The 24,404-nt window shown below is 38.5% G+C and carries 35 protein-coding genes; 14 read left to right on the forward strand and 21 right to left on the reverse strand.

The features are described from left to right. Window positions 1-241: 241 nt before the first annotated feature. Window positions 242-445 (forward strand): DUF3606 domain-containing protein, encoded by a 204-nt coding sequence (locus ACWYN3_RS09730; protein ID WP_456220972.1) that lies wholly within the window; start codon window positions 242-244, stop codon window positions 443-445. Window positions 446-460: 15 nt separating this feature from the next. Here ACWYN3_RS09730 and cls read toward each other — a convergent pair whose 3' ends face one another. The 3 genes from cls to ACWYN3_RS09745 are packed head-to-tail and all read right to left on the reverse strand — an operon-like array spanning window position 461 to window position 2,692. After that, the gene (gene cls / locus ACWYN3_RS09735; protein WP_456220973.1) at window positions 461-1,423 is read right to left on the reverse strand and encodes a cardiolipin synthase; all 963 of its coding nucleotides are present in this window, start codon (window positions 1,421-1,423) and stop codon (window positions 461-463) included. Then, the gene (locus ACWYN3_RS09740) at window positions 1,423-1,926 is read right to left on the reverse strand and encodes a PLDc N-terminal domain-containing protein (RefSeq protein ID WP_456220974.1); all 504 of its coding nucleotides are present in this window, start codon (window positions 1,924-1,926) and stop codon (window positions 1,423-1,425) included. The genes cls and ACWYN3_RS09740 overlap by 1 nt, the downstream gene beginning before the upstream one ends. 1 nt (window position 1,927) lies before the next feature. After that, window positions 1,928-2,692: a sulfite exporter TauE/SafE family protein gene (locus ACWYN3_RS09745; RefSeq protein ID WP_456222945.1), complete on the reverse strand. Its 765-nt coding sequence runs from the start codon at window positions 2,690-2,692 to the stop codon at window positions 1,928-1,930. A 117-nt stretch (window positions 2,693-2,809) separates the two neighbouring features. On the opposite strand from ACWYN3_RS09745, the gene ACWYN3_RS09750 reads away from it, so the two are divergent. Beyond that, complete coding sequence (locus tag ACWYN3_RS09750) at window positions 2,810-3,031, forward strand: hypothetical protein (protein ID WP_456220975.1); 222 nt, start codon at window positions 2,810-2,812, stop codon at window positions 3,029-3,031. A 30-nt stretch (window positions 3,032-3,061) separates the two neighbouring features. Continuing rightward, a complete protein-coding gene (locus ACWYN3_RS09755; RefSeq protein WP_456220976.1) occupies window positions 3,062-3,250 on the forward strand; it encodes a hypothetical protein in 189 nt (62 codons plus the stop codon). Window positions 3,251-3,276: 26 nt separating this feature from the next. Here the strand turns inward: ACWYN3_RS09755 and ACWYN3_RS09760 are convergent, their stop codons facing one another. The 6 genes from ACWYN3_RS09760 to ACWYN3_RS09785 are packed head-to-tail and all read right to left on the reverse strand — an operon-like array spanning window position 3,277 to window position 6,491. Further along, entirely contained in the window at window positions 3,277-3,909 is a 633-nt protein-coding gene (locus tag ACWYN3_RS09760) for an aspartate aminotransferase family protein (protein WP_456220977.1), read from the reverse strand. Between the two features lie 2 nt (window positions 3,910-3,911). After that, window positions 3,912-4,511 carry an aminotransferase class III-fold pyridoxal phosphate-dependent enzyme gene (locus ACWYN3_RS09765; protein WP_456220978.1) on the reverse strand — a complete coding sequence of 200 codons (600 nt, stop codon included), beginning with the start codon at window positions 4,509-4,511 and terminating at the stop codon, window positions 3,912-3,914. Between the two features lie 49 nt (window positions 4,512-4,560). After that, window positions 4,561-4,914, reverse strand: coding sequence for an ATP-binding protein (locus tag ACWYN3_RS09770; RefSeq protein WP_456220979.1), 354 nt, complete (start codon window positions 4,912-4,914; stop codon window positions 4,561-4,563). Continuing rightward, window positions 4,901-5,392: a histidine kinase dimerization/phospho-acceptor domain-containing protein gene (locus tag ACWYN3_RS09775; RefSeq protein ID WP_456220980.1), complete on the reverse strand. Its 492-nt coding sequence runs from the start codon at window positions 5,390-5,392 to the stop codon at window positions 4,901-4,903. The genes ACWYN3_RS09770 and ACWYN3_RS09775 overlap by 14 nt, the downstream gene beginning before the upstream one ends. Before the next feature lie 20 nt (window positions 5,393-5,412). Then, complete coding sequence (locus tag ACWYN3_RS09780; protein WP_456220981.1) at window positions 5,413-5,817, reverse strand: hypothetical protein; 405 nt, start codon at window positions 5,815-5,817, stop codon at window positions 5,413-5,415. After that, window positions 5,817-6,491 (reverse strand): response regulator transcription factor, encoded by a 675-nt coding sequence (locus tag ACWYN3_RS09785; RefSeq protein WP_456220982.1) that lies wholly within the window; start codon window positions 6,489-6,491, stop codon window positions 5,817-5,819. The genes ACWYN3_RS09780 and ACWYN3_RS09785 overlap by 1 nt, the downstream gene beginning before the upstream one ends. 208 nt (window positions 6,492-6,699) lie before the next feature. On the opposite strand from ACWYN3_RS09785, the gene ACWYN3_RS09790 reads away from it, so the two are divergent. Further along, the gene (locus ACWYN3_RS09790) at window positions 6,700-7,011 is read left to right on the forward strand and encodes a hypothetical protein (RefSeq protein WP_456220983.1); all 312 of its coding nucleotides are present in this window, start codon (window positions 6,700-6,702) and stop codon (window positions 7,009-7,011) included. Window positions 7,012-7,068: 57 nt separating this feature from the next. Here the strand turns inward: ACWYN3_RS09790 and ACWYN3_RS09795 are convergent, their stop codons facing one another. The 3 genes from ACWYN3_RS09795 to ACWYN3_RS09805 all read right to left on the reverse strand — a co-directional run bounded on the left by ACWYN3_RS09795 (window position 7,069) and on the right by ACWYN3_RS09805 (window position 9,918). Next, window positions 7,069-8,364 (reverse strand): NAD(P)/FAD-dependent oxidoreductase, encoded by a 1,296-nt coding sequence (locus tag ACWYN3_RS09795; RefSeq protein WP_456220984.1) that lies wholly within the window; start codon window positions 8,362-8,364, stop codon window positions 7,069-7,071. Window positions 8,365-8,477: 113 nt separating this feature from the next. After that, window positions 8,478-9,443 carry a hypothetical protein gene (locus tag ACWYN3_RS09800; RefSeq protein ID WP_456220985.1) on the reverse strand — a complete coding sequence of 322 codons (966 nt, stop codon included), beginning with the start codon at window positions 9,441-9,443 and terminating at the stop codon, window positions 8,478-8,480. Continuing rightward, complete coding sequence (locus ACWYN3_RS09805; protein ID WP_456220986.1) at window positions 9,418-9,918, reverse strand: hypothetical protein; 501 nt, start codon at window positions 9,916-9,918, stop codon at window positions 9,418-9,420. The genes ACWYN3_RS09800 and ACWYN3_RS09805 overlap by 26 nt, the downstream gene beginning before the upstream one ends. Window positions 9,919-10,146: 228 nt before the next feature. Here ACWYN3_RS09805 and ACWYN3_RS09810 point away from each other — a divergent pair, with 228 nt between their 5' ends. Both ACWYN3_RS09810 and ACWYN3_RS09815 read left to right on the forward strand, forming a co-directional pair. After that, on the forward strand, window positions 10,147-10,953 hold the full coding sequence (locus ACWYN3_RS09810; RefSeq protein ID WP_456220987.1) for a hypothetical protein: 807 nt from the start codon (window positions 10,147-10,149) through the stop codon (window positions 10,951-10,953). Further along, the gene (locus ACWYN3_RS09815) at window positions 10,916-11,176 is read left to right on the forward strand and encodes a hypothetical protein (protein WP_456220988.1); all 261 of its coding nucleotides are present in this window, start codon (window positions 10,916-10,918) and stop codon (window positions 11,174-11,176) included. Before ACWYN3_RS09810 ends, ACWYN3_RS09815 begins: the two co-directional genes overlap by 38 nt. Before the next feature lie 13 nt (window positions 11,177-11,189). Here ACWYN3_RS09815 and ACWYN3_RS09820 read toward each other — a convergent pair whose 3' ends face one another. The 9 genes from ACWYN3_RS09820 to modA form a co-directional block, all read right to left on the reverse strand. After that, complete coding sequence (locus tag ACWYN3_RS09820) at window positions 11,190-12,386, reverse strand: anhydro-N-acetylmuramic acid kinase (protein ID WP_456220989.1); 1,197 nt, start codon at window positions 12,384-12,386, stop codon at window positions 11,190-11,192. Between the two features lie 36 nt (window positions 12,387-12,422). Further along, the gene (locus ACWYN3_RS09825) at window positions 12,423-13,433 is read right to left on the reverse strand and encodes an AcvB/VirJ family lysyl-phosphatidylglycerol hydrolase (protein WP_456220990.1); all 1,011 of its coding nucleotides are present in this window, start codon (window positions 13,431-13,433) and stop codon (window positions 12,423-12,425) included. An 11-nt stretch (window positions 13,434-13,444) separates the two neighbouring features. Continuing rightward, the gene (locus ACWYN3_RS09830) at window positions 13,445-13,840 is read right to left on the reverse strand and encodes an AcvB/VirJ family lysyl-phosphatidylglycerol hydrolase (protein WP_456220991.1); all 396 of its coding nucleotides are present in this window, start codon (window positions 13,838-13,840) and stop codon (window positions 13,445-13,447) included. Window positions 13,841-13,860: 20 nt separating this feature from the next. Continuing rightward, window positions 13,861-16,446 carry a phosphatidylglycerol lysyltransferase domain-containing protein gene (locus ACWYN3_RS09835; RefSeq protein WP_456220992.1) on the reverse strand — a complete coding sequence of 862 codons (2,586 nt, stop codon included), beginning with the start codon at window positions 16,444-16,446 and terminating at the stop codon, window positions 13,861-13,863. A gap of 94 nt (window positions 16,447-16,540) precedes the next feature. Then, a complete protein-coding gene (gene map, locus ACWYN3_RS09840) occupies window positions 16,541-17,308 on the reverse strand; it encodes a type I methionyl aminopeptidase (protein WP_456220993.1) in 768 nt (255 codons plus the stop codon). Window positions 17,309-17,353: 45 nt separating this feature from the next. Continuing rightward, complete coding sequence (locus ACWYN3_RS09845; RefSeq protein ID WP_456222946.1) at window positions 17,354-17,923, reverse strand: ATP-binding cassette domain-containing protein; 570 nt, start codon at window positions 17,921-17,923, stop codon at window positions 17,354-17,356. Window positions 17,924-17,975: 52 nt separating this feature from the next. Further along, window positions 17,976-18,344, reverse strand: coding sequence for a molybdate ABC transporter permease subunit (locus ACWYN3_RS09850; RefSeq protein ID WP_456220994.1), 369 nt, complete (start codon window positions 18,342-18,344; stop codon window positions 17,976-17,978). A 59-nt stretch (window positions 18,345-18,403) separates the two neighbouring features. Further along, window positions 18,404-18,646, reverse strand: coding sequence for a hypothetical protein (locus ACWYN3_RS09855; protein WP_456220995.1), 243 nt, complete (start codon window positions 18,644-18,646; stop codon window positions 18,404-18,406). Window positions 18,647-18,661: 15 nt separating this feature from the next. Further along, window positions 18,662-19,477 (reverse strand): molybdate ABC transporter substrate-binding protein, encoded by an 816-nt coding sequence (gene modA, locus ACWYN3_RS09860; protein WP_456220996.1) that lies wholly within the window; start codon window positions 19,475-19,477, stop codon window positions 18,662-18,664. Window positions 19,478-19,638: 161 nt separating this feature from the next. Here modA and ACWYN3_RS09865 point away from each other — a divergent pair, with 161 nt between their 5' ends. The 8 genes from ACWYN3_RS09865 to ACWYN3_RS09900 all read left to right on the forward strand — a co-directional run bounded on the left by ACWYN3_RS09865 (window position 19,639) and on the right by ACWYN3_RS09900 (window position 24,085). Then, complete coding sequence (locus tag ACWYN3_RS09865; RefSeq protein WP_456220997.1) at window positions 19,639-20,097, forward strand: GNAT family N-acetyltransferase; 459 nt, start codon at window positions 19,639-19,641, stop codon at window positions 20,095-20,097. A gap of 148 nt (window positions 20,098-20,245) precedes the next feature. Then, window positions 20,246-20,947, forward strand: coding sequence for an aquaporin Z (gene aqpZ / locus ACWYN3_RS09870; protein WP_456220998.1), 702 nt, complete (start codon window positions 20,246-20,248; stop codon window positions 20,945-20,947). Between the two features lie 77 nt (window positions 20,948-21,024). Further along, window positions 21,025-21,867 (forward strand): helix-turn-helix domain-containing protein, encoded by an 843-nt coding sequence (locus tag ACWYN3_RS09875; protein ID WP_456220999.1) that lies wholly within the window; start codon window positions 21,025-21,027, stop codon window positions 21,865-21,867. Between the two features lie 59 nt (window positions 21,868-21,926). Beyond that, a complete protein-coding gene (locus ACWYN3_RS09880; protein ID WP_456221000.1) occupies window positions 21,927-22,466 on the forward strand; it encodes an ankyrin repeat domain-containing protein in 540 nt (179 codons plus the stop codon). Further along, a complete protein-coding gene (locus ACWYN3_RS09885; protein ID WP_456221001.1) occupies window positions 22,466-22,630 on the forward strand; it encodes a hypothetical protein in 165 nt (54 codons plus the stop codon). Before ACWYN3_RS09880 ends, ACWYN3_RS09885 begins: the two co-directional genes overlap by 1 nt. Window positions 22,631-22,671: 41 nt before the next feature. Beyond that, window positions 22,672-22,962 carry a hypothetical protein gene (locus tag ACWYN3_RS09890; RefSeq protein ID WP_456221002.1) on the forward strand — a complete coding sequence of 97 codons (291 nt, stop codon included), beginning with the start codon at window positions 22,672-22,674 and terminating at the stop codon, window positions 22,960-22,962. Further along, window positions 22,935-23,471 carry a hypothetical protein gene (locus tag ACWYN3_RS09895; RefSeq protein WP_456221003.1) on the forward strand — a complete coding sequence of 179 codons (537 nt, stop codon included), beginning with the start codon at window positions 22,935-22,937 and terminating at the stop codon, window positions 23,469-23,471. Before ACWYN3_RS09890 ends, ACWYN3_RS09895 begins: the two co-directional genes overlap by 28 nt. Window positions 23,472-23,515: 44 nt before the next feature. Beyond that, window positions 23,516-24,085 (forward strand): amidohydrolase family protein, encoded by a 570-nt coding sequence (locus ACWYN3_RS09900; protein ID WP_456221004.1) that lies wholly within the window; start codon window positions 23,516-23,518, stop codon window positions 24,083-24,085. Window positions 24,086-24,404 lie beyond the last annotated feature (319 nt).

A 24,404-nucleotide genomic window follows, 5' to 3' on the forward strand; every position in this document is an offset into this window, starting at 1 on the left:
GTGGTTGAAAGCTATCATTTGAGAACAATTAAACAGCCTGCTGATTTGGATATCCGGCCTTAGCAAAGGAAGACTTTTAGTATTAACACAATGTTAAGCCAGAGGTAACGAATGCTGAAACCCTAAATTTTGTTTAATAAGATGATAACATTAATTGTACAAAATAAGAAATAAAAAATCTAAATTTAGGCATAGGTATTGATATACATTCTATACTGAAACTATTTAACAACCTAATTATATGCTCAGACATACCTATTACGATCAAAACGAGACAAAAATGCCGGAAAACAAGTTAATCGACTTACAAGAGTATTATGAGGTTGAATACTGGTCTAAAAGATTTGGTGTTACACCAGAACTATTAAAACGTGCAGTAAAAGAATCAGACAGTGCCGTAGCTGATGAAGTAGAAAAATATATAAAATCTAAATTCGCTCTATAAGAAACAGTATACAAATTACATTAAAGGCGAGAACAGACGACTTAATTTTTCAGGAAACTGTTTATAAAGCGGTCTTTTTTCCCATTCTTCGGGATTAATCTTTAGGGCATCTTCCAGGTCCTGATAGAAAATTTTTGTCATCTCCTGAGCGGTATGACTGTCATAAATAACACTGTTCACTTCAAAGTTCAGTTCGAAACTCCTATTATCCATATTTGCCGTACCGATCACAGATAATTGCTGATCAGAGACCATTGTTTTTGCGTGGATAAAACCCTTCTGGTATTCATAGATCTCCACTCCTGCACTCATCAGATCTCCATAATAAGACCTTCCTGCCGCAGAAACCATTCTTGAATCTGATTTCCCCGGCACAAGCAAAACCACCTTTACACCACTCAATGCCGCGACAACAAGTGCATCCAGTAAACTTTCTCCCGGAATAAAATAGGGAGTAGTGATCATCAGAATTTCTTTCTCTGCCATCCCTATGGCCTGGATTAACGAGAATAAAATAGTTGGATTATCAGAATCAGGGCCACTCGCTGCAATCTGCATGACTGCATTCCCGCCATTTTCCTGATCAGCCAGGAAAAAATCACGTTGTGGAATAAGCTCTTCATCTGCACAAAAGTTCCAGTCACAGATAAACAAGTACTGGAGATAATAGATTCCAGGTCCCGTTATTTTGACATGCATATCCCTCCAATAAAGCTGATCCGGACGTTTTGTAGTGTTGATGTACCGGTCACTCACATTGATACCACCTGTAAATGCTACATTGCCATCAATCACAATAATTTTACGGTGATTTCTATAATTAATCCGGTTAGCCAATGCAATAAACAGGATCTTATAAAAAGGATAAGTCTGCACACCAGCATCAATTAATTCGGGCACTACTTTTTTCCGGATACTGCTGCTGCCAAAGTCATCATAGATTAAACGCACCTGAACTCCCGATCTCTCTTTTTCCATCAAAAAATATCTTTGATTTCATTTCCTATTTCATCATCCTCATAAATATAATATTCGATATGAATATGATGCTTAGCTAATCTCAATGCCACCAGTACCGCAGGAAATTTCTCCTCTCCGTTTTTCAGGATATCAATCTTATTGTGTCCGCTAAGATTACTCATCCCGTCATTCAACAGGAGTTTTACTAGTTTTTGATATTTCAGCAGCTCCGCAGGCACAGTATCCCACGTTTTCGCCGACTCTCTGAAAATCTGTTTTTTAATATGGCGCTGCATCAATTCATTATTGACGATCTTTTTACTGTACAATTTCCGTTTGCGGTAATTTGTGCCAACACAGAAATAAATAATAATTCCTAATATGGGAAAGAAAACAGTCAGCATTAAGTAAGCAAGTGTCTTACTCGTTGAATTGGTGTCGTAGATAATACGTAGACAGGTGGCAATGACAACCAGTGCATAGACTATCTCTAATAAAAGTATCCAACTAATTTCCTGCATATTATTTTAAAAATATATCATAAGCAAAACGTAAAATCGCAAAGACCACGACCATCAGAAAAAATGCCCTTATGAACTTATTACCTTTCAATATAGCGAGTTTTGTACCTAGAAAAGCACCTCCCACATTAAAAACTGCCATCGGTAATGCATATTCATATAAAATATGGCCTGTACTGCTAAAATAACAGATGGCAGCCAGGTTTGTTGCAATATTAATCAATTTGGCGCTTGCACTCGCTTTCAGAAAATCATACCCCATTAAAGAGATAAAGGCAAGGATAAAAAATGTACCAGTACCGGGGCCAATCAAACCATCATAAAAGCCTATAGAGAATCCAAAAAGGAAACCTGTGATCAATTGTTGTAACCGGGTCATCTCTTTTGGCGTCCCCACACCAAAAGTCTTGTTGAAATAAGTATACAAAGCAATGCTGATCAATATCACCAGTATAACCGGCTTCAATAAGTTCCCATCGATCATGGTTACATAATGTGCACCTAAAACGGCCCCTATAAAGGCAATAATTGCTACATAGATTAAAAATTTCCAGTCCAGTTTAATATTCATCGAATATTTCCATGCAGCAAAGGCTGTCCCTGAAAGAGATGGTATTTTAGTGGTTCCAAATAAAGTAGCTACCGGATATTGCGGCAGAACAATTAAAATAGCGGGTGTTTGTAAAAGTCCTCCTCCTCCAACAACAGCATCAATAAAACCAGCTGCAAAAGAGACTACACAAAGGATAAGCAGGTCGTAAAGCATATTCCCCAAATGTAACCAAAGATTTAATTTTGCCTTATCTAAATCTATTTTTTTAAGGCCAAAAAAAAAAAATAAATACTAGTCGATTCAGTATCAACAAATTGATTATTTAACCTTTTGGGTAAAAACCCTGAAATACTGGCACAAAATTGGCGGTTTAATTTTCAATTAACGAAACTCAAAACCAATGAACAAGAAAATTTTTTTTTATTTGATGATGATCAGGAAGTCCTGACCGCTATGGAGTCTTTACTTGATTTTGCAGACTGGGATTTACTGACCTTTTCAACCGGCCGGGATGCACTGCTTCAAAAGAAAAAAGAGAGAAACCTGACCTGATACTTATGGATGTAGAATTAGATGGATTTGATGGCAGGGAGATTTGCAAATCAATCAAAGAAAAACGCTGCATTACAACACATTCCTATCATTCTTATTTCCGGACAACTACGTGCAGAAATGATCGTAGGTACAGAATTCGGCCCCGATGATTTCATACCTAAACCATTTAATATAGGCGATCTGATTGATAAGGTGTATTTTCAGCTGGCGTCATAATAAAAAAAAAAACCTTACCCTTCTTATTATAATCCGTCTAATGCTTTTAAGATTATGGAACAGGCTTTTCTGATTTCTTCTTCTGTGATAATTAATGGAGGAGCAACCCGTAAGGCTGTTTCACAATGTAAAAACCAATCGATAATTATTCCTTCTGCCGCACAAAGCTGGCTTACTTTTTCTACCTGCTCAAAACTGTCCAGTTGTATACTCATCATTAAGCCTACTCCTCTAACCTCACGGATCAATGGATGTACCAATAATGTCCTGAATAGCTTCCCTTTATCAGCAACTCCTGCTACCAGGTTCTCATCCAGGATAACTTCTAAACTTGCCAGTCCGGCGACGCTGGAAACCGGGTGACCGCCAAAAGTAGTGATATGGCCAAGGATAGGATTTTCTTTCAAAACGCCCATCACATCTCTGTTTGCGATAAATGCACCAATCGGCATTCCACCTCCTAATGCTTTTGCCAATAACAAAATATCAGGTACTATATCGTAATGTTCGAAAGCAAACAATTTGCCTGTACGGCCAAATGCAGCCTGTATTTCATCCAGAATCAATAAGGTACCCATTGCAGTACACCGCTCTCTGAGTTGCTGCATGTATTTTTTTGAAGGCACCCTGATTCCAGCTTCACCTTGCACGGTCTCCATAATCACACAAGTGTTTGAGCAGTAATCAGTTCAAGATCTTCTTCCCTGCCGAAAGTTATAAAACGGACATCGGGTAGCAAGGGACGGTATTTCTGCTTAAAATGTTCATTTCCCATCACACTCAGCGCACCATGAGTACTTCCATGATAAGCATGATGACAAGAAATAATACCAGATCTCCCGGTAAACCGCTTTGCTAATTTAAGAGCCCCTTCTGTAGCCTCCGTTCCTGAATTCACGAAGTAAACATTATTCAGCTGTGAAGGAAGTACACTGATTAGTTTCTCTGCAAATAAAACCATAGGTGATTGTACAAATTCGCCATAAACAGTCAAATGAAGATATTTATCTAATTGCGCTCTGATTGCATCCAGTACTTTCGGATTTCTGTGGCCAATATTACTTACTGCGAAGCCAGAAACCAGATCCATATAACTTTTACCGCTTTTATCATACAAATACATCCCTTCTGCATGATCTACTTCAAGCATATTCGGACTGGTAGAAGTTTGTGCGTTATTACGTAAAAAAAGTTCTTTGTGACTGATCATCGGATTTCCTGAATTTGCTGCAAAACTAAGCAAAAAAAAGATCTTTAGCATGTCAAAATGCTTAATTGTGTCGGAACAACAGTACAAATCCCCCCTTTTTCTAGAACTTTATGCTAAAGATATGCCTCTCTGCTTCATAACTATACCTCAGCTTATAACCATAGAGCTGACAGATCTGACTGGTTATCGCTAAACCAAGCCCTGTTCCTTCTGAGGATGAATCTTTGTAAAAACGTTCAAACGCTCTTTGGCTGTCCAAAGCCTTTGCAGATCCTGTATTCGATACACTTAGTGTACCTCCAAGCAAGTTAACGCTAATTTCTCCACCCTTGGTATTATGTCTTATTGCATTATTAATTAAATTATTCAGCATAATATCAGCAAGATATTTACTCATGTGCAAACGCTGAGTTTCAAGCTGCTTTTCTACTTTAATCTCGTTAGCGATAAACAACTCGTTGAATTGTCTGTCTTTTTTTTTGACCAACCAGGATATCCAATACGATGTCTTCTTCATCTTTGATCAGGTTATTCTCAATCTTAGCCAATAACAGCAGAGACTGATTTAACCTGGATAACTTGTTTACGGCCAGATAGACATCTTCAATCAATTCACCTTGCCGGTCTGATAGCGCTTCTGTTTGAATTAGCGTATCCAGCTTGGAATTGATTACGGCCAGCGGGGTCATCATTTCGTGGGAAGCATTATCTGTGAAACTTTTGAGTTCTATATAGTCCCGCCTCACCCTGGTGGACATCGAAATTACGGACTGGTTCAATTCCTGAAATTCGTCAATCTGCGTATTTTGTACTAAAAATTCGTTTTTGTCTGCAAGATTAAAGGCCTTAAGCTGCTTAAGTATTTCATAAAATGGTCTCCATAAACTATTCAAAATAAACCTGTTGACAACAGTCAAACTGATTAAAAGCAAAACAATAACCCCCAATGTAATCAGGAAAATAACCTGACCAGATCTTCTGCTTCAAGGCTCGATTTAGTAATCGTAACTATATAATCCTGCTCCCCAACTTTAATATTGGTGATCAGACTTCGCCCAGGCTCTGTTTCTTTTTCATCCGGATTATAATAAGAAGTATTGATGAAATTCCTTTCTGCAGACTCTCCCTTTTTTAACTCCTGATAAGTGACCTTTTGATCTTTAAAGTCACTGGGTAATGGAAGCCTGTGATATTCATGGACACTGGCCAGAATTTCTTCCTCCTCTATTTTAAGGTCATTATCCAGCTTGTTAGTCAGTATATAATGGATGGCAAAATAATAAATAGCCCCACTCAGCACCAGTATAATTAAAGACGTGTAAAGGTTTACTCTATTATACTTCTGTGCTAGTTTCATCAGCTGCTAAATTTATATCCCACACCATACATAGACTTAATATAGTCATTACAGCCAGCTTCTACTAACTTCTTTCTTAAATTCTTAATATGTGTGTAGATAAAATCAAAGTGATCAGAAAGATCTATTTCATCTCCCCACAGGTGTTCTGCCAAAGCACTTTTAGTAATAACCTTGCTCTGATTAGCTATAAAATAAACCAGCAAATCATATTCTTTTTTAGTGAGGATAACACTATTTTGCCCAACCATTGTTTTCATGGCAAGTGTATCTATATTGATTTCATTAAAGATAATCAGGTTGTTCCCATCAAAACTTTTTCTTCTTACTATAGCTGAAACTCTTGCTTTTAATTCAGATAAATGAAAGGGTTTAACGAGATAATCATCAGCACCCAGATTAAGGCCGGACAGTTTATCGTCCAGTGAATGTCTTGCCGAAATAATGAGTACACCGTCATTTTTATGCAGGCTTTTCAATTTGCGCAAAATCTCCATCCCATCCCCATCGGGTAAAGTCAGATCAAGAACAATACAGTCATAGTTGTATATATTTATTTTCGTTAATGCACTCGCATAATCATCAGCAGTTTCGCATATATTCCCCTCTTCCGTAAAATAAGTGATAATGCCATCCCTTAAACCCTCTTCATCTTCTATTAGTAATATCTTCATCAGGAGTTAATTGTTTTTAATAACTATCTGACTTAGAGTCAGTCTAAATTGTTCTACCATATAGAATTAATTAATTTATACTCATTTTAATTTGTTAAAATGAGTTAATTAGTTTGTGAAAAATAAAAATATTAAGAAATTTACATTATTAAATTCATCTGGTTACCATTTTCTATTGGTAATTATTATTAATCTAAAAAATATAATCATGAAGATCCGATTTTTTCATTTATTTACCCCTGTCCTGTTCGTCTCAGTTTTAATCTCAAGTTGCAAGAAAGAAGAAAACCTTGATGATCCAAACGTTTATTCATGGAAACGTGAGCTTTATATGAGGGATTTCACAAATCCTTTTTCCATGAGCCCCGGTACTTCTTTATCAGCAAGTTACTCAAGTCCCCGCAATATGCTGATCCAAACAGAATACGTATACCTTACTAATGCCCAGGTTAAAACTGAAAAACAGAAAAAAAAGAAGATGAGGCCCCCCGCATTTATTTTTATACGTACACGAAAGTAAACAGATAATCATCAATAACCTGATTATTCACCTGTAGCAAAAGACTGAGCTCTTTGGCTACGGGTTTTCAACAGGTACTTTTGGTTCTTCATGTGTGTCTACCGGCCTGATGATCATCCTTAAGGACTGGTCTTTTGAAAAATAGGCCACTGTCCAGTTATAAAAAGTCCTGAACCTGTTACGGTAAGAAATCAACGACATCAAGTGGATAAACAGCCATGCAAGCCAAGCTATAAAGCCATTCAGATGAATCTTTGGCTTAGGTAAATCCACTACAGCTTTATTGCTTCCAATAATTGCCATACTCCCACGGTCTTTGTAGACAAAGCTTTTCGGAGCCTTGCGTTCTGCAATCCGTGTAAAGTTACCAGCAAGGTTTACTCCTTGCTGAATAGCAACCTGTGCTACCTGTGGATGGCCCTCAGGATAACCGGGATCTCCAGATTGTATTGCAGTATCCCCAATAGCATAAATATCTTCAAAGCCTGCCAGCTTGTGAAAGCCATCTACCGTCATTCTTTTACCGCGCCCGTAACTCGTCACTGGAATCCCATCAAAACTCATCGCGCTAACCCCTGCTGCCCAGATCAGATTTTTAGTAGCAATTTCTGTCCCGTCAGAGAGAATAACTTTATCGTCTACAAAATCATTCACATGGCTGTTCAGCAGAATTTTCACGCCTAACTTAGTTAATGATTCATAGGTATTGACCTGTGATTTAACACTCATAGGCTTCAATAAAGCTGCGCCTCCATCGACCAGGTAAATCTGTCCACCAGTATTTTTCAATTCAGGATAATCTTTGTGCATGATATTATGACGCATCTCGGCGAACATACCGGAGATCTCTACCCCTGTTGGCCCGCCTCCTGCAATAACAATAGTCAGGCTTTTGGCAATTTCAGCTTTGTCCGTCGCAATAGTCGCTTCCTCAAAATGCGTCAGTAGTTTATTACGCATCTGTATCGCATCACTCAGCGTTTTCATCGGTATGGCATTTTTCTTTACGTTTTCCATCCCGAAATAGTTGGTTTCTGCACCTGTAGCAAATACGAGTTCATCATATTCAATAGTACCATTGCTTAAAACCAGCTGATGAGACTCAGGGATGACCTTTAGTAATTCACCCAATCTGAAATGCAGATTGCTCTTACTTCTGAAAAGTTTACGTATTGGATAACTGATACTGGATGGTTCCAGAAAAGCCGTCGCCACCTGGTAAATCAGTGGCGGAAAGAAATTATAATTGTTTTTATCTACCAGTGTAATCTGGTAATGTTTCTTTTTTCCGAGTTCAAGGGCTAAATTGATGCCCGCAAAACCTCCTCCTATGATGACTATTCGTTTCTGCATTGTAATGGTTCCTGACTAATGACAGATAAAAGTAAATAATGTTTTAAAACCTGAATGTAATATTTAATGATCAGGATCATTATTTATTACATTCAGGTTTTAAAAAGTCAGAATTAGAAATTATGAATATAAGATAACAGTAATCCTGCTGAAAAATATTTTGCAGGCACAGTCAATGACTCTCCTATCAATTGATTCTTATCACTTGCAGTATCAAAATTTACCGGTTGGGTATAATTTTTTAGTTTCCCATAACTTAACAGCAGACCTGCCCGCAGGTTAAATTTACGGCGTTTAAAATTTCCTCCAAGCTGGGCATGATAAATGTCCCATAAAGCAAAATGCCCCTGTCCATCGGACTTATCATTGAGGTAATTATAATCTGTACGGAGGGAGGACATCAATGTAAAAACGTCATTGATTTCACGACTGTATCCTATTCCAAAATTCAGTATCCTCTTTCTACCATCATGTATGCTTAATGCACCGTCCAGTGGTAATGACGCTCCATTTCCCGTTCTGATAAATGAACTTTCATCGGGTTTTAAAATGGTATAAGAATCTATTGAAGCGAAATATTCAGCAGAAACATAAACCTGGCCTTGTCCGTAGTCGTAAGCATATCCACCAGCCAGGCTTATTGGCATCTTCCAGTTAGCCCTAAGATTAGTTTGCCTTGTACTGGCCAGTAAGTTCGTCGTTTCCCCGGTCTCAGCGTCATGTAGGTTACTTGAATTAATGTCCCCAATAAAGGTGGCACGGCTATATAATTTTGCTAACGGGCTGCTTAAAACTAATCCCCAATGATGATTCCCGGAATCATAGGCTACTCCAAACTTTAATCTGATCCCGGCATAAGTGTAATCAGATTTGGTAATAATTTGGTTTCCAGCTATAGGCGGGAGAATAACGTCAGGGTCATCCGGTGTATTAAATAATGCCCTTGAAGTAATATTCTGGCTAACACTCGCATCTCTCAGCGTTCCTTCCAGCGTTATGCCCGCTGCAAGTTTAGGACTTATTCTCTTCCCCACACTAATTTGCGCATAGGTTTCAGTCAGTAACCTGGGATTCCCCATCCAGCTGCCCTACATAAACCTCATTTCCAGGACTATAGCTATCATCCAGTACATTGGCTTTTTTATCTAATCTTTGCGAGGTATTAAAATCCTGAAGCGGGTTTTGAACCAGCGCAAACCCAATCGTTAATGGATCTTCTTTATTCAATTTGAAAGTCTTGGAGATTAATTGAGGAACAATCCGGGTACTATTTGACACCAGATCTTTCCCGGCAGCAACCCCATTCTTTATTCTGAAGTGGTCATAACGGTAAACATTGGATGATATGGAAGTCGCTGTTTTATCTGACCATGCCATAACTGCCGGGTTCAGATAAACTATACCACTATCTCTTGTATTCGCTACAGCAGCACCAGGAGTTAAAAAACCTGCTGGCGAAAAGTTGGATGTCCAGTAATGGGAATCCTGGGCTCTGAGCAATGCTGGTATAAAACAAAGTAAAACACATACAAAGATGACAGTCTGCTTTTTCATTACATTATGTAGATTATTCTTAAAAGGCATGAAAATACAAATACTATCAAGAATCCTTATCTTTATTTCGAATTATATTATACAAACCAGTACGACAAATAAATGATGCACACTGCAAAGTCTCTCTTTTACAAAAAAAACTATAAAAACATTCTCTGCTGTTCAATTTTAAGCCTGATCACCTGCTTTAATTTACTACACGCCCAAACTGCTCAAAAGAACAATAAAATGGGCACAAATACTGATATGTCGCACTGGATGGGCGATTTATTTGGCAACCTGAAAGAACATTATACCCTTAAAGATATTGTTATTCCTGGTTCACATGATGCGGGAATGTCCGTACTAACAGCTACTGGCGGAAGTCAGAAAGGCACTATCAATGAATGCAATACATTGACCCAGTCTTTAAATATAGAAACGCAAATGGTTACCGGCATCAGAATGTTTGACCTGCGTGCCGGTGTTTTAAAAGATACGCTTTACCTGAAACACAGCTCTTCTGATTGTATGGATGATGCTGTAGGTGGCGGTTATGGCGAAAGACTGGAACCAGCACTGCTTGCTGCAAAAAAATTCCTGGAAAAGAACAAATCTGAGTTTCTGATTTTCACTTTCAGCCATTTTTGTCCTAAAGAAATTCCTGTTCCTAAATTAGCTGAGAAAATCGTTAGTATTCTTGGAAAAGATCATGTGTTGATCACCGGTGATAAAAAACTGGGTGATATTAAAATAGCTGATCTCAAAGGAAAAATTCTGCTGGCTTTTGAAACAGCGAAATTTGATAACCCGGCTATCATGTTTAATACGATGATTGGTGCTTCAGAGGAAAGGCTCAACTTCCGTCGTGAATACGCAGCAACCAATAACCTGAAAAAGTTAATCCTCGCAGAGTCTGTGTTTTTTAACACTTTAAAAACACAGGTGGCCGCAAATGACTTAATCCGTTTAGACTGGCAACTGACGCAAAGTGCTAAAGAAGCTGCAATGGTTTGTAATGCTTTTGAATCTGACCCAGAACAGTCCTGTTTTTGATGGTGCAGTCTTTTTAGCTAATGTATTATCCCGTCATAAAAGTATAATTACCCATGCCAGAGATGCGAACAAAATTCTGAAAACACAGGTCAATAAATGGATAGATGATCAAACAATCAACAATCAGAATAAGCCTAATATTTTATATGTTGATGATGCAGGAAGCTGGATTACTCAATATTGTATTGAACTTAATCAAAGTCCGTTATACAATCTTAAATAATCGTCATAACCAACTAATCAGGCAAGCTGATTTTACCCATTGTCACGCTTGGTGTCCCACGTCGCTGACCAAAATCAGTCTGTCCGCCGGCAACACATTCATTTGCCAGTAACGCAAAAAGAACAGCCTCTTTTGCATCCGGATCTATCCCTAGTTCATTGGTGTTTCGGAGCGGAAAACCTATTCCTTCACTGATTTTTTGTACAAGAAGTGGATTATGCATTCCTCCTCCGCTTAAATAAACCTGAAAAGATTGCACACTAATGGATTGTTTAATTGCTGTGACGATACTGTAAGCAGTAAATTCACATAAAGAAGCCAATATATCTTCTTTCGAAAGCGATTGCTGACCAGAGACCGCCAGCGCTTCGTTTAAATAAGCAAGATTAAACAATTCAGGCCCGGTGGTTCTTGGGAATGACCGCGTAAAAAAAGGATGATCCAATAAAGCTTTGATCAGTGCCGGATTCGGATTTCCAGCTTTCGCAAGCTCCGCATCTTTATCGTAATATTTCCCAGGATAATTAAGCTGTACAAATTGATCCATTAATGTATTTCCCGGGCCAATATCTGTTGAAAATACCTGATCCGGATGCCTTCCTTCCGGCAGATAAGTAAAATTTGAGATTCCCCCAATATTAAGCAGGATACGACTTTCATCAGGATTTGAAAACAGCAAATAATCTCCATAAACCGCTAAAGGTGCACCTTCGCCCCAGGCAGCTATATGTTTTTGTCTAAAGTCGCTAAGCGTGATCATCACTCCTGCGTGTACAGCAATATGATCACCATCACCAATTTGCAAGGTAGCATTCGGAAACGCTTCCAACTGATGTAAAGAAACCGGTGCATGAAAAATAGTCTGTCCATGACTCGCAATCAGATCCACAGATCCGATTGGATACTCCCATTCTTTTAACGCTTTTACGATAAGTTCTGCTGAATAAGTCCCTATCACCGCATTTAATAATGTTACTTTTTGCAGCGATACCTGGGTCTTAAAGGAGATAGATTTCAACTCTTCTTTGAAGCTTTCGGTATAGGGCATCGTCACAAAGTGAAGTACCTTAACCTGAGTATCCAGCCCCGCTCCTGTGAATTCGCATAATGCAATATCCAAACCGTCTAATGAGGTTCCGGACATTAACCCAACAATAATTCTGGATGGAGCGGCAGCTATTCTGGCTAAGTTGGAGATCTGTACATTCATTTTTGAAATGGTTATTGCGGAATACTTTTTAAAAGATCAAGGGAGGGACAACCCTTCGAAGTTATCTCCAAAATGATGATCTCCTGGGATGATCTCTGTTTTCAAACCCGCTCTGATAAACTTTGCAGCGATATCACCACCTTCCTGATTTCCAAAGAAACTGATTACAGGAACATTCTTTATTTTTTTCATTTCAGCCTGAACATTATAAGTCTCTGTCGTATTGCCAAAACTTAACATATCCATTACGTGAATTTCAAAATCAGCAGTTACATCAGGAGATAAAGAAAGTACAGCAGAAAGGTGCGATTTCAAAGAAGGCTCTAATCTGTCAGCTACAAACGGAACAACCGATGCACCAAAAGAATAACCTGCCAGTACAAATTTATCCTTGTTTAACTGAGTCCTGTAATGGAGTATAGCCCTGCTCAAATCTGAGGTTGTTTTTTCAGGTGTTCTGGCCTCCCAGAAATATTTCTGTGCATCAAGGCCTACTACTGACAAACCTCTTTGGGCCAGAGATTCTGCAAGAGACTGATCAAAGCTCGTCCAGCCGCCGCCATCTCCTGAGATCATAAACACCAAAGGGAGATTGTTTTTTTGAGTCGCAGGAATGATTGTTAAAGGAAGATTTTCACCATAAAGTCTGATAGCCTGTGTCTTCAGCTCTTTGTTCTCGCCCTGCTTGCGCTCAGCAAAGGAAGGTGCGTTGATGACTTTCTGAAAAGCAGCAATAAATTGTGGTGACCAATCAGCAGAGACAGCGAAACCATGTCCTACTTTTGGCAAATCAATCAGCTCTGCCATCGGCATATTTTTCAAAAAGGTAGCCGTCGCATCGTAAGGACAGGCTTCATCCTTAAACCCGTTCAAGACAATAAAGGGAGCAGTCAAATGTTCATTTCTTTCCAGCCAGAAGGAAAAACCAGGTTTCAAAACATGCTGGGTCAACCCGTTTCCTTTACAGAGTGGCTTTTTCGATTCAATATCCGGACAAAAGCCCAGTGCAACAGCTCCTTTAAAAGTATTGGCAGGAGCCTGTGCCAAAATTCCGTAGATCAGTGTGTTGCGCCATAAGAATAACCAACCAAAACCGGTTTGGTATAATTACTGAATTTATATTTCTTCTGAATCATTAAACTCAGCTGCTCAAAATCTGCTGCCGGGTAATAACAATCTGTTTTTCTTTTTGCTAAAGCTTTCTTGTAGTTTCTCGCATCGATCCCCAGGACTAATGCACCTTGTTCTGCAAGACGCTGAGCCATATTGATTACTCCATCTTTCCATCCCCCGTCACCAGAAACAAAAAGCACGACTGAAGTAGGTTTTTTAACAGGCTGATAAATCGTAATTTTACCGAAAGGGCCATAACGAAAAGATTCTTCTGCATTAATCGCAAAAGATGGTCTGCCGAAACAAAATAACATTGCGACAACGAGAATCAGTCTTTTCATTGGCCTGCTTTAGGGTTTAATTACTTTAGATAATACTGTAGGAACCTGGATAAGGTCATAATCCTGACCATAAACCAGGTATTTATTATGCCATACCGGAGAGAATTTATATCTTTCGCGTCTCTCAGTCCTTTATAATGAGAAAACGATTTAATCTTCTCGTATGCAAATTTCAGCGAGCGTTCAGGAAGGTTCTTTGGATCATTTAAACCCGATAACGGTGCAAAACCGATATTAACGGAGGTATATCCTTTTTCTTTCAGATGTTTGAATAACTCAACAAGGATAAAGTCAATTACCCCGTTTGGTGCGTCACAAGTCTTTCTGATCAAATCATAAGTCCCTTCACCTTTGGCATAATCAGGAATGACATTTAAAAAGGCAACGATCTTTTCTTCTGAATTTTCAACAGTAATAATCGTCTGGTTTTTTAATTCTTCCCAGTCAAACATCCCCTGAGAGAAAACAATTTCTTCACGTTCTGTTTCTTCCAGCCACTCGTCAGAAACAGATTTTATTTTTTGCAATAAGCCATCCTTAACTGGTGCTTCATATATTTTGCTATGGAATCCCTTCTCACCTACTTTTTTCAGGGCATTACGGATCGATTTTCTATTTCCTCCGTCCAGCGTAAAAGTAGTCAGGTTAACTACCCCTTCTTGTCCTAAGAACAGTCTTTTTTTACCGCTTTTGATAAAAGGTTCCAGATTTTCTTCTGCTACACGGTAATAAAAACTCTTCATCCCACTTTCAAAGCAGTATTTATCAAATGATTTAATAAACGCTTTTAAGTTTTCAGGGGCCGTTACCGGTGATTCCAGTACTACGGCAAAGTTTCCGGCAATACGGTAAGAGATAAAACCATCCAGATCAGGAGAACGATAAATCAGCTTATCCTGGTAGGTCTTGAAATAGTCCATAGCAGAATTCCCGTATTTATCCAATTGTGTTCTTGCCCATTCAAACTCCTCCTCATCCGTAGTGTCCCTGATGATATAAGGGCGGATCAATGTATAGACAAGGAATGCTACGGATAAGAATCCGCTGATATTGATAGAATATAAAAAGCCTCTTGCAAAAGCATCCTGAGGGACAAGGTCTGTGCTATCAATCAGTACAAAATTCTCTAAAGTATATTTTACGGATTGCAGGATACCGAAATCAACGTTGAAGTGTTTGGCATCCAGAAAATAGAAACCAACTGTACCGTATAAAACTACAGCCGCCACACTCAGCAACGTAGTTTGTATCCCTATAAAGCGAAGACGCGAGTTATGTTTGACATAATATTCCTTTCTGGAAGCAACTAACCCGATAATTACAATGACCGAATAAAGTGCCTCTTCATAATCGAATGCTTTGGTCAGGTTTCCGAACAATGAAAACACACATAACGCCAAAGCAAAATACCAGGCCATTTTCAGTCCTCTCAGCATGAATGCCGCCGTAACCAGTAAAAATAAACCCGCTACCAGTACAAAATAGTTTGATGCTGCAATAGCCGAAATAGGCAGGAAATTTTTCAGAAATACCAGCCTTTCGTGAATTGCAGGTGTCAATACGGATACGATATTCACAATACCCAATGCGAGAATCATCAATGCAGGCACTATACGCATTAGTAATTTATTGATTTTGACAAGGAAACTCAATGCACCCAGTAACATAGGAATCCAGAATTCCATGAAACGATAAAGAAAAGTAACTGATACGGCCGCTGCTTCTGAATATCCTAAACGGATCAGCATGAAAGTCATGGATGCTTCCACGGCTCCCAGACCTCTCAAAAATGGAGAAATAATCAGGAATACAACCCCTACTACATAACTGATGGTAGCGATAATCAATGATGGCTCTATATTCAGCGCAACCATAGCAATATAGATATGCACTACACCAATCACTTCAATCAGCATACTATAAATGAAAGTCCAGATAAAACTTTTACGTTCAATTTGGTTATTTTTGAATTCAGAAAGGAAAACCTCTACCGATGGAATGTACTTAACTATCAACTGGTAAAACTTACCATTATTAGCAATAGACCTGTATACCAAATAAATACCGCCAATTAATGCGAAAATTGCTATTAGCCCTATCCACTCTCCGGCACCGATACTTCCTTTAAAGATTGCGTAAATGAACACGGGGATAGCCATGACGACTACCGACAAAATACCTACGAAACCATAAATAGAAGAAGCAAAATTAATCTGGGATTTAGCAACCCCTTTTCGTTCAATAGCTCCACTAAAAAAAGCAAGAGAAGATACACCACCGGCAGGTAAAAACACGCTGACAAAATTCCTCTTTAAATATAACATTGTGGAATCCATCAGGTTAACTGTACTACCCACCGCCTTAAAGGAGTATTTATACATCAATCCATGCATAAAGATGTAAACTACACTGAGTATAATACCCAGTGTGATCCAATCCCACTTTGAGGTCAGAACAAGATGTTTTACTTGTTGGAGTTCTGCTTTTTCATGCTGAATAAACCAGATCCCCAAACCTATAAAAAACAGCGTAAAAATATAACTGGCAATGATTTTATAATTATCCTTTAGAAAAGGAACCGGGTTATATTGTGCAGGTAATTTCATGTATATATAGACGCTTTTACTGTTTTTGAGAACGTAGCAAAAGTATGACATTTCTATTGATTAAAGAACCTTAAAGCCGAATTAGCTTAATCACTTAATAATAAGATGAATTAAGGTTAATGTTTGCTTTTTCAACGATTTCTATTAATGCATAGTTTGATAAAATCAACGCATGTCCCGGCTTGGTACATACATCATGCTCGAAATGTACGGATGGCTTTCCATCTGCTGTTTTAACCGTCCATCCATCTTTAGATACCTTGATATCTTTAGCACCTAGATTTACCATAGGTTCAATAGCCAGAACCAGGTTCTCTTTCATAAGTATCCCCTCATTCCTTCTTCCGAAATTTGGTACCTGAGGATGTTCGTGCATAGAACTGCCTAAACCATGTCCTACGTATTCCCGGACTACCCCATAACCATGACCTTCAGCATGTCTTTGAATTGCACTGGAAATATTAGTTAAATAACTGTCTGCTACCGCATGATTAATACCTTCGTAAAGACATTCTTTAGTTACTCTTACCAAATCTATGACTTCCCGCTTTGCTTCGCCCAGAATAAAAGTATAAGCATGATCTCCGTGGAATTCATTCTTGATTACTCCTATATCTACTGAAACAACATCTCCGTCACGCAGTGGTGTATCATTAGGCATACCATGAACAACTACATCATTTACAGAAGTACAAATATGATGCGGATAACCTTCATAATTAAGAAATGAAGGTATAGCGCCATAATCTGCAATATATTCGGCAGCAAGCTTATCCAGATCTAAAGTGGTCATCCCTGGTTTCAATACTTTAGCAATTTCGGCTAAGGTGGAGCTGATTAGCGTAGCACTGATACGGATCAATTCTACTTCTTCGTCTGTTTTTATATATAATCATCTGTTTGAGAGTTAATTTTCCTGTTCAATTTTTAAGGTATGGTCTGCAAAGCCTGCAGTTTCCTGTAAATGGTGACTAACTATGATAGTGGTTGTATTGAATTCTTTTAAAATAATTTTCAGCTCAATAATCAATGCTGAACGCAGGTCGTCATCGAGCGCAGAAAAGGCTTCATCTAATATTAATAATTCCGGTTTTAGCGCCAATGCCCGCAAAATAGCCAGCCTTTGTTGCTGTCCGCCTGATAAATGCTGTGGTTTATGCTGTTTAAAGGACCCCATCCTGCCCATCAGCAATAATCTTTCGATTAGCTGATGATCAGCAGTAGCATATTCCAAATGCTCTTGTACGGTCATATTCGGGAACAACGCATAATCCTGAAAGACAAATCCCACCCGACGCTGCTGAGGCTTCCAATTGATCTTTTTACTGGTATCCAGCCAGCAAATTCCTTTGACATGGATTTCTCCCTTTTCGGGTGTGATTAATCCAGCTAATATTTTTAAAAAAGTAGTTTTTCCTGAGCCTGAAGAACCATAAACCCTGGTTATTGAACCTGCCGGAAACTGAGCTTCAACCAGAAGCTGGCTATTCCCTTTATAGGTTTTATCTTTTTATGTATTATCGCTTCAATCATTCTAATGGCCCCCTCGCTGAATTTCTGTTAAATATGAAAACCAGGATCACAATCACAAAGGTGATTGCAAATAAAACCATGGAATACTGGTTAGCTTCTTTGTATTGATTATTATCCACAGCATCGTAAATTGCAATGGATGCGACTTTAGTCACCCCTGCTAATTTCCCCCCTATCATTAAAACGACTCCGAACTCCCCTAACGTATGTGCGAAAGTCAAAACTGTTGCAGTCCATAGCGAAGATTTTATATTAGGCATTAATACCCGGTAAAAAGTTTCCAGTTTAGATTTGCCCATAGTATAAGATGCTTCTGCAAGTGATACAGGCAAATGAGCAAGAGCTGATTTCACCGGACTGACCATAAAAGGCAGACTGTAAATTACTGAAGCTACGACTAGTCCTTCAAAGGAAAAGACCAGGCTTATATTGAAATATTGATGTAGCCAGCTACCGAGTACGCTGTTGGACTAAAAGTAAGCAACAGATAAAAGCCCAGCACAGATGGTGGTAAGACTAAAGGCATGGTTAAAATTGCTTCAATAATTACTTTTCCAAGTGAATGCCGCCTCGAAAGCCAGTAAGCCAATGGAATACCGATAATAAAAAGTATAAATGTAGTACAGGCAGCGAGTTTAAGGCTCAGCCATATCGGAGTCCATTCCATTAATTCTGCAAAATTTTATAGGGTTCTGTAGCCAAACTGACCGAAAATGGCTTTCGCACCAGCAGAGAAAAGATAATCATAAAATCTCTTATTTTTTGTAAAATTCTTATTATTCGAGTACTTTAATAACACAGCTCCCTGCTTAATTTGCGTATAAGCCCTGTTGTCTATTTTTTTCCATTTGAATTGATCGGACAGAGAAAGATCGTAAACTAAAGATTCTGTCGTAAATCCAATATTGACAACTCCTTTTAGCACATAAGTATTCACCTGGCTGATACTTTCGCCAAATACGAGGCGAGAAGAGATCTCGTTATAAAACCCGTAATAATTTAGTGCCTGTTCCGCGGCTTTACCATAAGGCGCTAAGCTGGGATTAGCAATCGCTATCTTTCCTGTTTTTTGATCACGGATTAGAGTTTTCCAATTTTCCAGATCCACTCCTGTCGTGGTGCAAACAATCAGGCTGCCTAAAGCATAAACTCTGGGTTTCGACAAAGCAAAACCGTCAGCATAAACACTTTGTGCAAAATCCATATCCGCAGACAAGAACAAATCATATGGTGCACCATTTTTTTTTATCTGTGCAGTCAGTTTCCCGGATGATCCGCTTATGATTTCTACTTCTATACCCGTTTTCTTCTTAAAATCGTCTGCCAGTTTCCTCAAAACAAACTGCGCATTTGCAGCAACAGCAACCCTGACAGGCTGAGCAATTGCTGGAATTACAGTCAGTACTGCTAAAATTAGTAAAACGTTTTTTTTGAAGAGGTACCTAGGTTTGAAGGAGAATAGGTTTCGGCTGATAACGGCTAATGTCTTGTAATTCAAGGTTTATTTTGTCTGTAATACCTTAAGCATTTATCTGTTAAGGCAGATAATCAAAATTAACATGTTTAAATCAGTAATCAAATAGAAATAAAAACTGTTATTTTAGAGCCTGTTTAAAATCTACCCGAATTTAAATGGGCTCTGACCTTTTAACAAATAACATGGAATATACTGAAATATGTAAGCCCTTTGAATCGCTTACAGTGAAAGAACTTTACGCAATATTAAGATTGAGAAGCGAAATATTTGTAGTAGAACAACAATGTGTTTTTCTGGATGCCGACAACAAAGATATGTCTTGTCAGCATTTGATGCTTTATCAAAACAAAGCGCTAATGGCTTATGCGAGGATAGTACCTGCCGGGTTATCATTCACAGAACCTTCTATAGGAAGAATAGTGACCAGCCCTGCTGCCAGAGGAAAAGGATTTGGCAAACAACTGGTTTCATTGGCTATCGCAAACTGCTTGCGTTTATATGGAAATAAGCCAATTAAAATTGGTGCTCAATTATACTTGAAATCATTTTATGAGTCATTTGGTTTTGCTGTAGTGAGCGAAGAATATTTAGAAGATGATATCCTCCATGCAGATATGATAAGGCCCATAAGTTCGCTTTAGTTAAGATAGAATTAATTTGTGATCTGCTACAAATAAATTGTCATTTATTTGTCTGGTAAAAAAAAAATATACTTAATATTATACATGTGTATTTCTTTAATACACTAAAATCATTCATCTATTAATAATATTTAAATTAAAATCTTACATGGAAACAACTACTTTTTCAAAATTCACTGCCGAGTTTTTCGGCACACTCGTCCTGGTCCTGATGGGCTGTGGAAGTGCAGTAATTGCTGGCGACAACGGCACTAGTGGGGTTGGTTTACTCGGTATATCTTTTGCATTTGGTTTATCTGTAGTGGCTATGGCTTATGCGATCGGTCATATTTCAGGTTGTCACATTAATCCCGCAATTTCTATCGGGATGGTAGTAGCCGGCCGTATGAAAGCTGGTGAAGCTGTAGTTTATATTATTGCCCAGGTATTAGGGGCCATTGCCGGTGCCGGTATTTTATACCTTATCGCATCAGGTAAAGAAGGCTATATATTTGGTGGTTTAGGCCAGAATGGTTACGAGGCTGCCTCACCAGGTCATTACAGTCTGATTTCTGGTTTCATCGCTGAAACAATATTTACATTTATTTTCCTGATGGTTATTTTCGGGTCTACTTCTACCAAAAACATCAATGGTGGTTTTGCTGGTTTAGCAATTGGCTTAAGTTTAGTGTTGATCCATATCGTTGGTATCAAAGTAACTGGCGTATCTGTAAATCCTGCAAGAAGTATTGGTCCTGCATTAATCGTAGGTGGTACAGCGATCAGTCAACTCTGGTTATTTATTCTTGCCCCTATTCTGGGTAGTATTTTAAGTGCTGTTGTATGGCGTTTCATGCTGGAGAAAAATTAATAAAAAATCATAAAAAAACCCTGCTATTTTTCGCTGGTACGCGATAAACAGCAGGGTTTTTATCATTATATCAATTGATGCTTTTACCAACCTTAGGCATAGAGAAAATTTTCAATCTGCCCTATACCAAAGAAGATTTTAAGATTGTACATCATTTACCAATCAGTATGCCTGTTATACCCCAGGCACATAAACATGACTTTTACATGGTACTGCTTATTACACATGGAACAGGTACTCATACCATAGATTTTTTCGAACATGAGGTCAGGGCGCGGACGGTATTCTTCCTTGCTCCGGGACAAGCACACCAATGGGATTTCTCAGCAGACACAACTTGCTTTCAGGTTATGTTTTCTCCAAATTTCCTTTTACAAATACAGCAAAAATTCCCTTTTTTCAATCCTTCCGGAAAAGCTTCTTTTCTACTCAGTGAGGATGATTCTCAGCAAGTAACTGCCGCCATAGAAAGCCTTGTTCACGAAGCAAATGCACAGCAGACATTCTATATGGAGATGCTTCAGCATAAACTCCAGATAACGCTGATATTACTCAAACGTGCATATAATGAAGCCTTCAAAATACAGGCACCGAATACTGACAACCGCTTGCTGAACAGTTTTCTATCCACACTCGAAAAGCATTACCATACGCATAGTGACGTAGCATATTATGCTAACATCCTGAATGTTACACCAAACTACCTAAATCAGATATGCCGTACTAAATCCGGAGTTACTGCTGGTGATCAGATCCGCGAACGTATCTTACTTGAAGCGAAAAGAATGCTAACCTTAACCTGTTTAGATGTCAAAGAAATCGCCTTTACTTTAGGCTTTAATGACACCTCTTATTTTTCCAGGTTCTTCAGGAAGTATACAAATTACAGTCCCGTAAATTTCCGCAAAAAGAATAATTAGTACCCGTGATGTACTAACCTGTCCTATATCCATATCCAAAGAACATTTATGTTTGCCTGATGACAAAACGCTGTTATCTGCAATTAATAGTTCTTAATAGTTCTGCTCTGTCTTTCGGGTATAATATTCAACTCATGTGCTCAGGAAAAGAATATGGAAAAAAAAAAACATCAATATTTAAAATTATTACCTCAAATGATACGCTGTCACTGAAACAGTGGATTGCTGAGGGAAATAATCTTGAAATTCGCAACAACAAGGGTGAAACTCCATTGATCTCTGCGACCTATGTAAATCATATAGAGATGGCTAAATTACTGATTGAGGCTGGGGCGGATGTAAATGCTCAGGACAAGATGCTGAATAGCTCTTTCTTGTATGCAGGAGCTTCTGGCTATCTTGATATCCTGAAATTATGCATCAAAGCAGGTGCTGATTACAAAGTATTTAACAGATATTACGGGACAGCACTTATACCTGCCTGCGAAAGAGGACATACCGCCGTAGTGGCAGAATTATTAAAAGATAAGTCCTTTCCTGCAGATCATATCAACAAACTGGGCTGGACCGCTTTATTGGAAGCTATCATCTCTGAATAATGAATAATGGCAACAGTAAACAAGCAGAGATTGTGGAAATGCTGATTAATGCTGGTTGTAATGTAAACCTGGCAGACAAAGAAGGTATAACTCCTTTAACACATGCGAAAAATAAAAACTTCCGGGCAATAGTATCACTCCTGGAAAAATCAGGGGCGCATTAGAAGCTGTTCAAATTTAAAGCAATCTTAATCAGGTATAAATTATGAAACCACTATTCATTATAACATTATTCTTATTGACGGGACATCTTTCTTTCGCTCAAAACAGCAGGGCAGACCTGATGATTACCGGGGGAAACATTATTGATATCAAAACTGGAAAGATAACATCCGGAAAGGCTATAATTATCCGCAATGATAGTATCATTATTATCATCGATTCAAAAAAAAAACTACTTCCTATGCAGCTAAACAAACCTATGATGCAGCAGGAAAATTCATTATTCCCGGACTTTGGGATATGCATATGCACTTTGGAGGAGGAGATTCTCTGATACAGGAAAACAAAAACCTGCTTCCTCTATTTCTTGCGCATGGGATTACAACAGTGCGTGATGCTTCTGCAGACTTAAGCAACAGCGTATTGCAATGGAGGGAAGAAATTGCAAAAGGCAGCTTACAAGGCCCAACGATCTTTACTTCAGGGCCTAAAATAGAAGGATATAAATCAATCTGGCTGGGTGATATAGAAGTCGGCACGATTGACGAAATTAAACTTGCTCTGGACTCTTTACAGAAACTGAAAGTTGATTTTGTTAAAATCACAGACAATACCTTAAAACCAGCCTTGTTTCTGGAAGCTATCAAAATGGCACGTGCAAGAGGGTTTAAAGTTTCGGCACATATCCCCTCTTCTCTGACTATGACCCAGGTGGCTGATGCCGGTTTAAGCGCAGTTGAACATATCGGATATGCACTAAAAGCAGGAACTAAAGATGAACAAAAAATATCTGATGAAATAGCTTCGGGAATGCTAAAAGGAACGGCAGTTAATCAAGGATAATCGCAGATTTTGACGAGGCGTCGGCACTTAAAGCTTATCGGAATATGGCTAAGCACGGAATGTCTTTAACCCCTACTTTATCTATCAGCCGAACAGTTGCCTATCTCGATCAGGATGATCATAAAAACGACCCTTATCTGCAATACATAGGCAAAGGGCTTCGTAAAACCTATACATGGAGAGTAGAAAGGGCAGCAAAAGACGGCCCCGCAGCTATAGCCTTCAGACATGAGGTCTTTGAAAAATCGGCTTCTGTTTTACCACTTTTACAAAAAGCAGGTGTAAAAATCCTGGCTGGTACAGATGCAGGGTATTTAAACTCATTTGATTATCCTGGAATTGGTTTACATCAGGAACTTGAATTATTTGTTAAATATGGCTTAACCCCATTGCAGGCATTGCAGGCTTCTATCATTAATTCTCCTGAATTTCTTAATCAAAAGAACTATGGAAGTATAACATCCGGAAAAAAAGCTGATATTCTTTTATTGGATGAGAACCCGTTAAATGATATCAGGGCTACTCAAAAGATCAATGCTGTAATAGTTAAAGGACAACTACTGGATCGTGGTACTCTGGATAAAATGCTTGAAGATATTAAGGCTGAAAATTAGCCCGAATACACTTCATATGGGAGCCATTTGTCAGCTCATTCATAGCCAGTTCGGCAATGGTGAGCAGCAGTTTTGCATCTTCCCCATCATTGATCTGGAACCTTGTTTTTCTTCGTCCACAGTTGGGATTTTAAATGAAAACCATTTCAATCTGGTATTAATTTCCAGATATGGGTATAATGAGCCAACAATCGATTCTCTTTGTCCTTCATATATCCAAAAATAATAAATATTGAGAGTATTCCATATTTTTGTAATTCAGTTTAAAGACCAGCATGAAAGATCAGGAAGTAAAAAAAGTGATTGTGGTACCTTATTC

It is taken from the genome of Pedobacter sp. NJ-S-72, from assembly GCF_053890575.1.

Excerpts from the sequence above, each read along its gene's own strand:
- ACWYN3_RS09730 (WP_456220972.1), top strand. The coding sequence starts at position 242 with ATGCTCAGACATACCTATTACGATCAAAACGAGACAAAAATGCCGGAA.
- cls (WP_456220973.1), bottom strand. The coding sequence starts at position 1,423 with ATGGAAAAAGAGAGATCGGGAGTTCAGGTGCGTTTAATCTATGATGAC.
- ACWYN3_RS09740 (WP_456220974.1), bottom strand. The coding sequence starts at position 1,926 with ATGCAGGAAATTAGTTGGATACTTTTATTAGAGATAGTCTATGCACTG.
- ACWYN3_RS09745 (WP_456222945.1), bottom strand. The coding sequence starts at position 2,692 with ATGCTTTACGACCTGCTTATCCTTTGTGTAGTCTCTTTTGCAGCTGGT.
- ACWYN3_RS09755 (WP_456220976.1), top strand. The coding sequence starts at position 3,062 with ATGGCAGGGAGATTTGCAAATCAATCAAAGAAAAACGCTGCATTACAA.
- ACWYN3_RS09760 (WP_456220977.1), bottom strand. The coding sequence starts at position 3,909 with ATGGAGACCGTGCAAGGTGAAGCTGGAATCAGGGTGCCTTCAAAAAAA.
- ACWYN3_RS09765 (WP_456220978.1), bottom strand. The coding sequence starts at position 4,511 with ATGCTAAAGATCTTTTTTTTGCTTAGTTTTGCAGCAAATTCAGGAAAT.
- ACWYN3_RS09780 (WP_456220981.1), bottom strand. The coding sequence starts at position 5,817 with ATGAAACTAGCACAGAAGTATAATAGAGTAAACCTTTACACGTCTTTA.
- ACWYN3_RS09785 (WP_456220982.1), bottom strand. The coding sequence starts at position 6,491 with ATGAAGATATTACTAATAGAAGATGAAGAGGGTTTAAGGGATGGCATT.
- ACWYN3_RS09790 (WP_456220983.1), top strand. The coding sequence starts at position 6,700 with ATGAAGATCCGATTTTTTCATTTATTTACCCCTGTCCTGTTCGTCTCA.
- ACWYN3_RS09795 (WP_456220984.1), bottom strand. The coding sequence starts at position 8,364 with ATGCAGAAACGAATAGTCATCATAGGAGGAGGTTTTGCGGGCATCAAT.
- ACWYN3_RS09800 (WP_456220985.1), bottom strand. The coding sequence starts at position 9,443 with ATGGGGAATCCCAGGTTACTGACTGAAACCTATGCGCAAATTAGTGTG.
- ACWYN3_RS09805 (WP_456220986.1), bottom strand. The coding sequence starts at position 9,918 with ATGAAAAAGCAGACTGTCATCTTTGTATGTGTTTTACTTTGTTTTATA.
- ACWYN3_RS09810 (WP_456220987.1), top strand. The coding sequence starts at position 10,147 with ATGGGCACAAATACTGATATGTCGCACTGGATGGGCGATTTATTTGGC.
- ACWYN3_RS09815 (WP_456220988.1), top strand. The coding sequence starts at position 10,916 with ATGCTTTTGAATCTGACCCAGAACAGTCCTGTTTTTGATGGTGCAGTC.
- ACWYN3_RS09820 (WP_456220989.1), bottom strand. The coding sequence starts at position 12,386 with ATGAATGTACAGATCTCCAACTTAGCCAGAATAGCTGCCGCTCCATCC.
- ACWYN3_RS09830 (WP_456220991.1), bottom strand. The coding sequence starts at position 13,840 with ATGAAAAGACTGATTCTCGTTGTCGCAATGTTATTTTGTTTCGGCAGA.
- ACWYN3_RS09835 (WP_456220992.1), bottom strand. The coding sequence starts at position 16,446 with ATGAAATTACCTGCACAATATAACCCGGTTCCTTTTCTAAAGGATAAT.
- ACWYN3_RS09850 (WP_456220994.1), bottom strand. The coding sequence starts at position 18,344 with ATGGTCAGTCCGGTGAAATCAGCTCTTGCTCATTTGCCTGTATCACTT.
- ACWYN3_RS09855 (WP_456220995.1), bottom strand. The coding sequence starts at position 18,646 with ATGGAATGGACTCCGATATGGCTGAGCCTTAAACTCGCTGCCTGTACT.
- ACWYN3_RS09865 (WP_456220997.1), top strand. The coding sequence starts at position 19,639 with ATGGAATATACTGAAATATGTAAGCCCTTTGAATCGCTTACAGTGAAA.
- aqpZ (WP_456220998.1), top strand. The coding sequence starts at position 20,246 with ATGGAAACAACTACTTTTTCAAAATTCACTGCCGAGTTTTTCGGCACA.
- ACWYN3_RS09875 (WP_456220999.1), top strand. The coding sequence starts at position 21,025 with ATGCTTTTACCAACCTTAGGCATAGAGAAAATTTTCAATCTGCCCTAT.
- ACWYN3_RS09880 (WP_456221000.1), top strand. The coding sequence starts at position 21,927 with ATGACAAAACGCTGTTATCTGCAATTAATAGTTCTTAATAGTTCTGCT.
- ACWYN3_RS09885 (WP_456221001.1), top strand. The coding sequence starts at position 22,466 with ATGAATAATGGCAACAGTAAACAAGCAGAGATTGTGGAAATGCTGATT.
- ACWYN3_RS09890 (WP_456221002.1), top strand. The coding sequence starts at position 22,672 with ATGAAACCACTATTCATTATAACATTATTCTTATTGACGGGACATCTT.
- ACWYN3_RS09895 (WP_456221003.1), top strand. The coding sequence starts at position 22,935 with ATGCACTTTGGAGGAGGAGATTCTCTGATACAGGAAAACAAAAACCTG.
- ACWYN3_RS09900 (WP_456221004.1), top strand. The coding sequence starts at position 23,516 with ATGGCTAAGCACGGAATGTCTTTAACCCCTACTTTATCTATCAGCCGA.